Consider the following 11,171-nt stretch of genomic DNA (forward strand, 5'->3'; position numbering starts at 1 on the left):
CCGCATGGAGGAATGTCGAAAGTGAATGACCGGCGAGCACGTACGGTCATTGCTGGAGGCATTTTTCGGCCCCCCGTGATGTGTTGCGCCCTCCCACTGATGCCGAGGTGACTTCCGCATGGAACCAACGCGTGCCGGCGTGATCTCGACGCGGTACACCGAGCTGCTCGGCATCGATCACCCGATCGTCCAGGACGGTATGGGTCCGTTCCGCACGACTCGACTGGCTGCGGCGTGTCGGAGGCGGGCGGTCTGGGCACGTTGAGCAGTCCGACGGCGAGCGGGGCGGCCGACGGCGCGCGCGAGCTGCGGGCTGCGATCGACGAGTGCGCCGGTCTCACCAGCCGGCCGTTCGCCGTCAACATCCCGGTCGACGACCGGGGCCACGACCCGGCGCAGTCGTTCACCCGCACCTTCCTGGAGGTCGTGTTCCAGGCCCGCGCGGCCGATTCCGCCGTCGCTTCCCAGCTCAGAGCCATCACGACGGCGGCGGGGGATCCGGGTGCGTACGTCGCGGTGATCAAGGACAACGAGCTGGTGCACCAGCACAAGGTCGGGTCAACGCGCCAGGCTTGCAAGGCCGAGGCGCGGGGCGTCGACGTGATCATCGCGTCGGGAGCCGAGATGGGCGGGCACACCCATGCGCGACCCGTGCACACCGTCGTTCTCGGACCGAACGTCACCGAGGCCGTCGACGTGCCCGTCGTGTTGTCCGGGGGGTTTCGCGACGGTCGGGGGCTGGCGGCGGCGCTGTGCTTCGGCGCGGAGGGCGTCGCGATGGGCACGCGGTTCATCGCGAGCGACGCCAACACGGAATGGCACCCGAACTACGCCCGAGCGCTGCTCGACGCCCAAGAGGGCGACGATATCACCTATCCCGGATTCTTCGGCCCGGTCCGTGGACTGCGGAACCACGGCTCCGATCTTCTCGCGACGGTCATGAACGACGGACTGGCCGGTGCGTCCCTGCACGAATGGAAGCTCGCGGCGATGCGCAAGGCGCAGGCCGAGGGCGACACCGTCCAGGGTCTCGTCCTGGCGGGCCAGGTGGCCGGCGCGCTCACCGAGATCGTCACGGTGGCGGAGTTCGTCCCGCAGATGACGCGCGATGCGCTGCAGATCCTCGCCGATCTCGCTCGGCGGCTGCCGGTCGCGCACGCCACGTCGGCGTCCTGACTCGTACCCAGCTCTCCCTGAAAGAGGACATGACATGGACTTCGGTCACTCGCCAGAACAACGAGCCGTCCAGGACGTCGCACGGCGGCTGGCCGACCGGCTCGCACCCGGATACGTGGAGCGCGACATCGCCGGCCTGTTCCCTTGGAAGGAACTCGCCATGCTGGGTGAGGCCAGCCTGCTCGGGTTGAACGTGCCAGAGGAAGCGGGTGGTCAGGGTGCGGGCGAGCTGATCACCGGCATGGTCTGCGAGATCATCGCGACGGCCGACTACGACGTTGCGTCGTGCATCTGGCAGGCCGGCTCCACCGCCAAGCTGCTGCACCGGCACGGTTCGGCCGAGGTGCGTGACCGTTGGCTGCAGCCGGTGCTCGCCGGTCAGGCCATGGCGGGCTTCGCGTTCACGGAGCCCGGCGCAGGCTCGGACATCTCTGCGGCGGTCGCGACGCGGGCCCGTCGCGACGGGTCCGACTGGGTGCTGGACGGCGAGAAGAACTCGATGAGCTTCGCCGAGTCGCAGCTCGCGATCGTCCTCGCCGGGACGGTAGACGGACCGGCCGTGTTCTGCGTCCCCACGGATGCGCCGGGCGTGACCGTCGCCCCCTACGACGACCTCGGCGGACGCCAGAACGGCCGGGCGGTGGTCACCTTCGACGGCGCGCGGGTGCCCGACAGCGCCCGGCTCGGCGACCCCGGTCACGGTGTCGGACAGGTGCTCGGTGTCCTGGGCACATCGAAGGTCCTGGTCTCCGCAGGAGCGATCGGCGCGGCCACGGCCGCGCTGCGCGACGCCCTCGCGTGGGCGCAGGAACGCTCCACCTACGGGGCCACGCTCAGCACACGGCAGGGCGTCATGTTCCCCCTCGTCGACCTCTCCACCGAGCTGGAGGCCGCGCGACTGCTGCTGCACCGCACGCTCTGGTTGGCCGACAACGGGCAGCCCTACCGCAAGGACGCCGCGATGGTGAAGGCATGGGTACCGGCCCTGTGCACCCGCATCTGCATGCAGGCGATGCTCACGGTCGGCCACGTCGGATTCAGCCGCGAGCACCCCGCGCAGGTGCGCCTGCGGGACGTGATGGTCACCGAGTTCGGCGAGGGTACGGCCAACGTGCAGCGCCTGATCGTCGCCCGCGAGATGACCGGCATCTCACCCAACTGAGCTCGATCGGTGCGAACGGACGGGAGAATCGATGGTGACGAGATCTGCGGCGATCGAGCACGTGAGCCGGTGGCACACCGAGGAGGACGCGGACCGGTTCCGCGCCCGCGGATGGTGGAGCGACAGGTGCCTGTTCGAGATCGTCGACGAGTGGGCCGAGCGGACCGGTGACAAGCTCGCTGTCACCGACGGGACGTACGAGTGGACCTACGCCCAGCTCCGGGACACCAGCCTGCGTGCCGCGCAGGTCCTGCACGACCTGGGCGTCCGGCCCGGCGACGCGGTCACGGTGCAGATCCCGAGCTCGGCGCTGATCCCGGCGTTGCACTCCGCCGTCAACCGGCTCGGCGCCGTCTTCGTGCCCGTTCCCGAGATGTGGCGCGCCTCCGAGGTGGAGGCGGTGGTGCGGGGATCGCGGGCGTCGGTGCTCCTCGTTCCCGCCGGCGCAGGCTTCGACCATCTCGCGATGGCGCGGGAGATCCAGGCCGGCCTGCCGCATCTGGGCTGTGTCATGAGTCTGACGGGTGCGGACTCCTTCATGGACCGGGTCGCCGTCGCTCGACCGGACCTGGCGGCCATCGCCGCGCTCCGGCCCTCGCCCGACGAGGTGCTGTCGGTCATCTGCAGTTCGGGGACCACGGGTGTTCCCAAGCTCTCGGCGTTCAGCAGCAACAACGTCCTGACGAACATGAGCCAGGTCGCCGACGCCATCGGGATGGGCCAGGACGACGTGATGGGTGGGATCGCCCCGGCGAACACGGGGTCGACCGGCTACCTGTACGGGGTGCTCGGACCGCTCGTGGTCGGGGCCACCGCGCACGTACTCGGCCGGTGGTCGGCCCGGGCTGCGGCGGATCTCCTGAGCGGTCGGGGCTGCACGGTGGCGGTCGCGATCCCCACCCAGATCGTGATGCTCATGGATCCTGCGCTGGGCGATCACGACTACACACCCCTGCGGGCCTTCCTCAACGGCGGCGCGGCGCTGCCCGTCAGCGTCGCCACGACAGCCGAGGAACGCATGGGATGTGCCGTGCTCGGTATCTACGGCGCGTCCGAGTCGGCCTTCCCGACGTGCGGGAGGCACGACGATCCGCCGGACAAGCGCCAGACCACCGTGGGGCGGGTCGTGCCGGGACAGGAGCTGCGGCTGGTGGACGGCGACGGGATCGACGTGCCGCCCGGCGAGTCGGGCGAGGTGCTCTGGCGGGGCCCGAACTCCTCCTTCGGCTTCCTCAACCAGCCCGAGCTCGATGCGTCGGCGTTCGACGGAAGCGGCTTCTTCCACTCCGCAGACCTGGGCGTCCTCGACGAGGACGGCTACCTGCTCATCGTCGGACGGTTGAAGGACATGATCCTGCGCGGCGGACTGAACATCTATCCCGCGGAGGTCGAGGGCCTCCTGTACGAGATGCCGAAGGTGGCCGACGCGGCGGTCGTCGGGGTCCCCGACGACCGGCTCGGCGAGCGGGCGTGTGCGGTCGTGGTGCTGGCGGACCGGTTCGAGGCACTGGAGGTCGCCGAGGTCAGCGCCTTCCTGGAGGCGGCGGGGCTCGCGAGGTTCAAGCACCCCGAGTTCGTCGTCGCCGTCGCCGAGCTGCCCAGAGCCGCGTCGGCCAAGCTGGACAAGTCCCGGATCCGGGACATGGCCCGGCAGCTGATCCACGATCTGTGAGAGGCACGCTTCCATGCCGATGGACTGGTCGGACATGCCACCGATCCCGCCCGGGTTCGCCGACGAGCAACTCCTCGACCGGATGGGGATCGAGATCCTCAGCACCGGTCTCGACCGGGTCGTCGGGCGGATGCCGGTCGCCGGCAACAGGCAGATGTACGGCCTGCTGCACGGCGGCGCGAGCGCGGTGCTGGCCGAGACACTCGGCTCGATCCTCGCCGTGATGCACGCCCGTCCGGAGCGGTTCCCCGTCGGTCTGGAGTTGGCCTGCACCCATCACCGCGGGGCAACTGCCGGCTGGGTGACGGGGACGGCGCGACCGGTCCACGTCGGCCGCAGCACCTCGACGGTGGAGATCGTCATGACCGACGACGAGGGGCGCCGCACGGCGACGGGTCGGCTCACCTGCCTGCATCGGGCCGAACAGCCCGGCGCCGTCCCGCCGGGGTGAACGACGACAATCCTGACGCAGGATCGACGTCGATAGGATGCGGGTCATGGCGCGGACGGGCGGACGAGGCGGCGAGACGGGCACCGCGCGCGCCATCACGGCGATCAAGCAGCGCATCCTGCGGGGCGAGCTGCTACCCGGCGAGCAGCTGCGTCAGGAGAAGCTGGCCGCGGACCTGAGCATCAGTCGGGTCCCGTTGCGGGAGGCGCTGCTGATCCTGGCCGACCAGGGGCTGCTCGACAGCGCCAGCCAGCAGGGATTCGTCGTGGCACGGCGGTCCCGCGCCGAGTTCGCCCAGATCCACTTCATGCTCGACGTCCTGGAGAGCGAGCTACTCCGCACCATCGTCTGGCCTGACGCCGACACCCTGGAGTACCTGCGGGCGCTCAACGACAAGATGGCGGCGCTCGTCGAGGCGCCCGACTGGTTCGAGATCGTCGAGCTGAACCACGAGTTCCACCGAGTGCTCTGGGATCTGTCCACCGAGAACCTGATCTCGACCGAGGTGCAGCGGATCTGGCCGCTCGCCGACGCGTACATCGCCCGTGGATACAGCCGGCCGGAGCACCGCTCGGAGGCGGTCGGCTTCCACGACCGGATCATCGCCGCCATCGTCGACCAGGATCGGTCGGCGCTGCGGGAGATCAGCGCGGACCACCGCCGGTCCACCCTGTCGAGCGCGGACCCGACGTTCATCTAGCAGCTGTCTTCCCCGGTAACCGGGTTCTTTCCGCATGAAGGAAACCTCCCCGGCGGCATGGCGGACCTGTGCGGACGCCTTGTAGCGTCATCGGCACCACGGGAGGCCGCAGCGGGCTACCCGAGCGGCGACATGGTCCTTCGACCGGCCCCTCCACGCTCGTCACCTCCCCGTACATCGGGAGGCCGACCCCTGCGCGCGGGCGGCCCCGACACAACGACGAGGTGGTCGAGGATGGGCATGACGCGAACCGATGACGGAGGACTCGCGGTCCGGGCCGATGCTTTCGGAGACGCCCCCACCGCTGCGCTCCTGGTGCGTCAGGTCCGCTGGGAGGCCGACGGGATCGTCTCCGTCGAGCTGACTCCCCGCGGCGGAGGAGCGCTTCCCGGGTGGGAACCCGGAGCGCATGTCGACGTCTTCCTCGAGAGCGGGTTGGTCCGGCAGTACTCCCTGTGCGGCGGGGCCACCGACCGGAGCAGGTACCGGATCGCGGTGCTCCGCGAACCCGACGGTCGTGGTGGGTCCGAGGAGATCCACCGCGACATCCGGGCCGGCGCGACGATCACGATCGGCAAGCCGCGCAACCTGTTCCGGGTGCCGGACGCTCCCGGGTACCTCTGCATCGCCGGCGGGGTCGGGGTGACACCGATCGTGTCGATCGCCGAGGACGCGCTCGCTCGGGAACTGCCCGTCCGCGTGGTGTACGGCGGCCGCAGCCGGGACTCGATGTCCTTCGTCGAGGAGCTGGCGGCGCTCCTCCCGCCGTCCATGATCGACGTGGTCCCGCAGGACCGGCGCGGCATGATCGATCTCGAGCGAGAGGTCGCCGCACTGCCGGACAGCTGGGTGATCTGCGCCTGCGGCCCGTCGGCCATGCTCGAAGCACTGGAGGCGGTCTGCGAACGGCGCGGGGTGCGCGACCGGCTCGTCGTGGAACGGTTCACCGCCCCCGACAACCTGGAGACGGAGTTCGCGGGCGCGGAGAACAAGCCGGTCACCGTCCACCTCGAACGATCCGGGACCACTCTTGAGGTGCCCGCAGACCAGACGATCCTCGACGCCGTCAAGGACATCGCGTCCGTCATCTCCTCGTGCACCGAGGGCTACTGCGGGACGTGCGAGACGCGCGTGCTGCGGGGCACCCCCGAACACCGCGACACCGTTCTCACCGACGAGGAGAGAGCGTCGAACGAGATCATGATGATCTGCGTCAGCCGGGCCAGGACCGACGGGCTGACGCTGGATCTCTAGACGGTGCCGGGCCGATGTCGCAACCGATCGCGGATATCCCGGGTGATGGCGTCCGCGGTCTCTCGTGCGAGCAGGATCCGCTCGCGCCGCGAAGCCGGGTCGTAGTCCTCGGCGGGGCCGCTGACGGCCAGCGCGCCGAGCAGCTCGTCGGTCGCGCCGAGGAGTGGTACGGCGACGGCGCCGGACTCGGGCAGGTTCTCCCGGATCTGCACGGCGTAGTCGTACTTGCGGATCAGGTCGAGCTCGCGCAGTAGTTCGACCTTCCGGCTGATGGATCGCTCGGTCGACACCTCCAACTCTTCCCCGGGGTACAGCCTATCGATCTGTGAATTGCTCAGGCGGGAGAGCAAGAGTTTTCCGGCAGCCAATGTATGGGCAGGCCTGCTGGAGATGATGTCGGGTTTCGCCAGGGCTATTCCCGACGTCATGTGCATATCGAACGAGTACGCCCGCGTGGCGTCGAGCTTGATCAGCCAGATCTGGCCTGGAATCGTGTTGCTGAGATCTTCGAGGTAAGGGCGGGCGATCTCTCGCAGATCGATCTGGGCGAGCGCGCCGAGTGCGATGTCGAGCAACCGATGGCCCGCCTCGTACCGACGGCCGGACTCCTGCTGCCGGATGAACCCCATGTCCTTCAAGGTCGACAGCGACCGGTGGGCCGACGACGGCGCCACGTTCAGGAGCTTGGCCGCCTCCGACACCGAGACCGAATCGTGCTTCTCGAAGTGGGCGAGCAGCAGCAGCGCGTTGGTGACCGACGACAGCGTCGACCGGTCCGACCCACCCCGCTGTGGTTGCATCCCGCACGCGTTCCTCTCTGCGGAAAGACCTCTTCACTCACCGCCTGATGCGCCTTTGAACACTACCATCCAGCCCAGGCTGGAACGCCACCGAAGTCGATCCGAGGAGCAGCCGAGATGCTGTCTGTCGCAGACAACGAAATGTTGACCCAGGTGGGTCCCGGAAAACCCATGGGCGAACTCTTCCGGCGATTCTGGCTGCCTGCTCTTGTCAGCCACGAAGTGGCCGACCGAAATGGTCCGCCCATTCGTATCCGGTTGCTGGGTGAGGACCTGGTCGCCTTCCGCGACTCGACCGGCACCGTCGGCATCATCGGCGCGCACTGCCCGCATCGGCTCGCTCCGCTGTTCTTCGGGCGCAATGAGGAAGGCGGCCTGCGCTGCGCCTACCACGGCTGGAAGTTCGACGTGAACGGTACCTGCCTCGACATGCCGAACGAGCCCCCGGAACGACAGTTCAAGCAGCGCATCACGCAGACCGCGTATCCCACCCGGGAGCAGGGCGGCGTCGTCTGGGTCTACATGGGGCCGAAGGAGGTCATGCCCGACCGGCTCCCGCAGTTCGAGTGGGCGCAGGCGCCGGAGGGCCACCAGTTCGTGGCCAAGTGGCTGCAGCGCACGAACTGGTGCCAGGGCATGGAGGGGGAGATCGACACCAGTCACATCTCCTTCCTGCACTCCATGAAGGAGGTCTACAACCCCGAGGCGCTGGTCGCGCAGTCGCCGTCGGTGCTGGAGAACGCGGCACTCGACGGCGCGCCCCGGCTCACGCTCCTCGAGACGCCGTACGGCTTCAACTACGGCTCCCGCCGCACCTACAAGGACCAGTACTACTGGCGCGTCACCCGGTGGCTCTTCCCGATGTACAGCCTCATCCCGGGGACCGCCAACGGCGGGGCCGGCCGGTGCTGGGTGCCTGTCGACGACGAGCACACGTTCACGTTCCACTACCAGAGCCGTGACGACCGGCCGTTCGACGACGACGAGATCGCCCAGTTCTACAAGGGCGGCGGGTTCCCACCGCGGATGGAGCGGACCAAGTACATGCTCCGGGACGGCAACGTCATCGACACCTGGGTGCCGACCGCGAGGATCGAGAACGACTACCTCATCGACCGCGAGATGCAGCGCGACGTCAACTTCACCGGCATCTGGGGGGTCAACGAGCAGGACCGCAGCCTGCAGGAGGGCATGCGCCCGATCGTCGACCGCAGCAAGGAGCACCTGGGCACCGCCGACATCGCGGTGTTGTCGGCACGTCGTCTGCTGCTCAACATGGCGAAGAAGCTGATGAAAGGCGAGGAGCCGCGGCCGCCGCACGATCCCGAGTCCTACAACCTCCGTCCCCTCGAGGTGATCGACCCGCAGGACGACTTCCGGTCGATCCTCGAGAAGTACGACGCGACACTGGGTGCTGCCGCCTTCTGACCTGGCCGCGTTCCGTGCCCGTCGACGACATGCAGGAAGAGGACACGTGGAGATCACCGGACGTTCGACGGCCGACGTCGACACCATCGTCTGGGAGGACGACTACTTCGAGGACGGGGCCATCGCCCGCTTCGTGGCCCGGCTCGAGGGCACGCGGGAGGCGGAGCAGTTCCTGTTCCGCGAGTCGGAGTTCGATTGCGCCTTCCGCCAGGTCGACATGCGGATCGCCGACCTGACCACCGCGGGCGAGAGCGACTCCTCGGAGATGGCGGTCGCCCGCACGTTGCGGGACGAGGTCTGGGAAGGACACGAGCAGGTCGGCGAGCACAACGCGGAGCGGGCTGCGATGGCATGGCGCCGGATGGCGATCCTCCTCCAGGAGGGCTCCACGTGAGTGCGCCCGAGGGCCGGCCCGAGATACGGCTCGGGATCGTCGGTCTCGGGCTAGCGGCACGGATGGTCCTCGATTCGCTCGTCGACGACCCCCGGATCGCGGTCGTCGCCGGCGCGGATCCCGCCGAACCTTCGCGGGCGGAGTTCGCCCGCCGCACCGGTGCTGCCGCGTACCCGGACGTCGCCGAGTTGCTCGACGCCCCCGGTGTCGACGCGGTCTGGGTGGCGTCCCCGACCCGGTTCCACCGGGCGCACGTCGAGGCTGCCGCCGCGGCGGGCAAGGACGTGATCGTCGAGAAGCCGATGGCGCCCACCGTCGACGACTGCGCCGCCATGGTCACCGCCGCCGACAAGGCCGGCGTGCTCCTCGTCGCAGGTGGGGTGCGCAGCCTCGACCCGGCGTTTGCCGCGATGCGCGATGTCATCGGGTCCGGGGCGCTGGGCACGCTGCGGCACCTGTCGGCGACGGCGCACACCGGCTGGCTGTTGCGCGACCGTGCACCCGCGGACCTGGACGAATCGCTCGGCGGCGGCATCGTGTTCAACCAGGCGCCGCACCAGGTCGACACGGTCCGGTTGCTCGCGGGTGGCGCAGCGGTACGCAGTGTCCTGGCCACCACCGCGACGTGGTCCGAGCGCCGACCGGTCGTCGGGCAGTTCCGCGCCGAGCTGGACTTCGACGGCGGTCTCACGGCCGTGCTGTGCTACGACGGGCACGGCTACCTGCGCAGCACCGACCTGGTCCGCGTCGAGGGCCCGGCGTCGTCGGTGCTCGCCGATGCCGGGCTGGTCGTCGCGTCCGGCAGCCGTGGCGCGGTCCGTCCCCACGGGGACCACCTGCAGCTCGTCACCGACGACGGGGCGCAGGACATCCCGATCAGCCCGGGCGACGCGACCACCGGAGCCGTCGCGGAGCTGCTCGCAGCGCGTCGCCCCGGCGCCGGACCGCCCCGGCACTGCGGGGAATGGGGGCGGGCGACCCTGGAGGTCGTCGCCGCGATCGGGGAATCCGCGCGGACGCGAACTCGCGTCCTGCTCGCCGAGAAGGGACTGCACACGTGAACCACCCGTGGATGGGAGCGGCGACGCTCCACGAGGTGATGGGCCGACGCGGAGTGTTCCCCACGCACGTCAAACCCGTTCATCCGACTTTCAGGCTGTCCGGCCGCGCCTTCCCGGTGCTCTGCCGCGAGGGCTCCAACCTCGCCGTGCACCAGGCGATCTACCTCGCCGGGCCCGGCGACGTGCTCGTCGTGCACGTCGAGGCGTCCGGGCCCGACGAGTACGGGTACGTCGGCGAGATCATGGCCGAGGCCGCGAAGGCCCGCGGCCTCGCCGGGCTGGTGATCGACGGATGCGTCCGCGACGCCGGGCCCCTGCTCCACGTGGGCTTCCCCGTGTACGCCGCCGGGCTCTCGATCCGGGGCACCGACAAGCAGCCGCACCCGGACCCCGTCGTCGACGAGATCGACTTCGGTTCCTGCGTCGTCCGCAAGGGCGACCTGATCGTCGGTGACGAGGACGGGCTGGTCGTCGTCGCGGCCGCGGAGATCGACGACGTGTTCGCCGCGGGGGCGGCCCGCGAAGAGAAGGAGGCCGACCACATCCGCCGGCTGCGGGCGGGGGAGCGGACCCTCGACCTGATGGGCCTGCCGGCCCTCGTCACCAGCTGAACCACTCGACGAAGGGCCCGCCTACGGAGGCAGGCCCTTCGTCGGTACGCGCGAACGTCAACGCGTATCGCTGCGCAACTCCGGGAACTGGTCGTCGCGGTACTCCGTCACGGTGGTCTCACCGTTCGCGGCCTGCTCCTCGCGGCCGCGCAGGTCGACGCGGCGGATCTTGCCGGAGATCGTCTTGGGCAGCTCGAAGAACTCCAACCGGCGCACCCGCTGGAACGGCGCAAGGTTCTCGCGGGCGTGCTTCAGGATCGCCAGCGCGGTCTCCCGGTCCGGTTCGTACCCGGCGGCGAGGGCCACGTAGGCCTTCGGGACGGCGAGGCGGAGCTCGTCGGGCGCCGGCACGATCGCGGCTTCGGCGACGGCGGGGTGCTCGATCAGGACGGACTCCAGCTCGAACGGGGAGATCTTGTAGTCGCTGGCCTTGAACACGTCGTCGGTGCGGCCGATGTAGAA

The 11,171-nt window shown here is 69.6% G+C and carries 12 protein-coding genes; 10 read left to right on the top strand and 2 right to left on the bottom strand.

Annotation, left to right across the window (positions count from 1 at the left end):
- Positions 1-234: 234 nt before the first annotated feature.
- The 6 genes from ACFPFQ_RS24600 (at position 235) to ACFPFQ_RS24625 (ending at position 6,415) form a co-directional block, all read left to right on the top strand.
- Complete coding sequence (locus ACFPFQ_RS24600; RefSeq protein WP_379622740.1) at positions 235-1,176, top strand: NAD(P)H-dependent flavin oxidoreductase; 942 nt, start codon at positions 235-237, stop codon at positions 1,174-1,176.
- A gap of 34 nt (positions 1,177-1,210) precedes the next feature.
- Positions 1,211-2,338 carry an acyl-CoA dehydrogenase family protein gene (locus ACFPFQ_RS24605; protein WP_379622741.1) on the top strand — a complete coding sequence of 376 codons (1,128 nt, stop codon included), beginning with the start codon at positions 1,211-1,213 and terminating at the stop codon, positions 2,336-2,338.
- 31 nt (positions 2,339-2,369) lie between these two features.
- Positions 2,370-4,010: a class I adenylate-forming enzyme family protein gene (locus ACFPFQ_RS24610; RefSeq protein ID WP_379622743.1), complete on the top strand. Its 1,641-nt coding sequence runs from the start codon at positions 2,370-2,372 to the stop codon at positions 4,008-4,010.
- 13 nt (positions 4,011-4,023) lie between these two features.
- Positions 4,024-4,461 (top strand): PaaI family thioesterase, encoded by a 438-nt coding sequence (locus tag ACFPFQ_RS24615; protein ID WP_379622744.1) that lies wholly within the window; start codon positions 4,024-4,026, stop codon positions 4,459-4,461.
- Between the two features lie 46 nt (positions 4,462-4,507).
- Positions 4,508-5,161: a GntR family transcriptional regulator gene (locus ACFPFQ_RS24620; protein ID WP_379622746.1), complete on the top strand. Its 654-nt coding sequence runs from the start codon at positions 4,508-4,510 to the stop codon at positions 5,159-5,161.
- 240 nt (positions 5,162-5,401) lie between these two features.
- Positions 5,402-6,415, top strand: a complete 1,014-nt coding sequence (locus ACFPFQ_RS24625) for a PDR/VanB family oxidoreductase (protein WP_379622748.1) — start codon at positions 5,402-5,404, stop codon at positions 6,413-6,415.
- Here the strand turns inward: ACFPFQ_RS24625 and ACFPFQ_RS24630 are convergent.
- Positions 6,412-7,215, bottom strand: coding sequence for an IclR family transcriptional regulator (locus tag ACFPFQ_RS24630; protein ID WP_379622750.1), 804 nt, complete (start codon positions 7,213-7,215; stop codon positions 6,412-6,414). The two genes, ACFPFQ_RS24625 and ACFPFQ_RS24630, sit on opposite strands and share 4 nt — an antisense overlap.
- 171 nt (positions 7,216-7,386) lie before the next feature.
- On the opposite strand from ACFPFQ_RS24630, the gene ACFPFQ_RS24635 reads away from it, so the two are divergent.
- The 4 genes from ACFPFQ_RS24635 to ACFPFQ_RS24650 are packed head-to-tail and all read left to right on the top strand — an operon-like array spanning position 7,387 to position 10,709.
- Positions 7,387-8,643, top strand: a complete 1,257-nt coding sequence (locus ACFPFQ_RS24635; protein ID WP_379622752.1) for a Rieske 2Fe-2S domain-containing protein — start codon at positions 7,387-7,389, stop codon at positions 8,641-8,643.
- Positions 8,644-8,689: 46 nt separating this feature from the next.
- Positions 8,690-9,037, top strand: a complete 348-nt coding sequence (locus tag ACFPFQ_RS24640) for a hypothetical protein (protein ID WP_379622754.1) — start codon at positions 8,690-8,692, stop codon at positions 9,035-9,037.
- Positions 9,034-10,098 carry a Gfo/Idh/MocA family protein gene (locus ACFPFQ_RS24645; RefSeq protein WP_379622755.1) on the top strand — a complete coding sequence of 355 codons (1,065 nt, stop codon included), beginning with the start codon at positions 9,034-9,036 and terminating at the stop codon, positions 10,096-10,098. Before ACFPFQ_RS24640 ends, ACFPFQ_RS24645 begins: the two co-directional genes overlap by 4 nt.
- Positions 10,095-10,709: an RraA family protein gene (locus ACFPFQ_RS24650; protein ID WP_379622757.1), complete on the top strand. Its 615-nt coding sequence runs from the start codon at positions 10,095-10,097 to the stop codon at positions 10,707-10,709. The genes ACFPFQ_RS24645 and ACFPFQ_RS24650 overlap by 4 nt, the downstream gene beginning before the upstream one ends.
- A gap of 57 nt (positions 10,710-10,766) precedes the next feature.
- On the opposite strand, the gene ACFPFQ_RS24655 is transcribed toward ACFPFQ_RS24650, so the two are convergent.
- Positions 10,767-11,171 (bottom strand): AMP-binding enzyme (locus ACFPFQ_RS24655; RefSeq protein ID WP_417715034.1); only part of this gene is annotated, 405 nt, incomplete at its 5' end.

Source organism: Pseudonocardia sp. GCM10023141 (genome assembly GCF_042653605.1).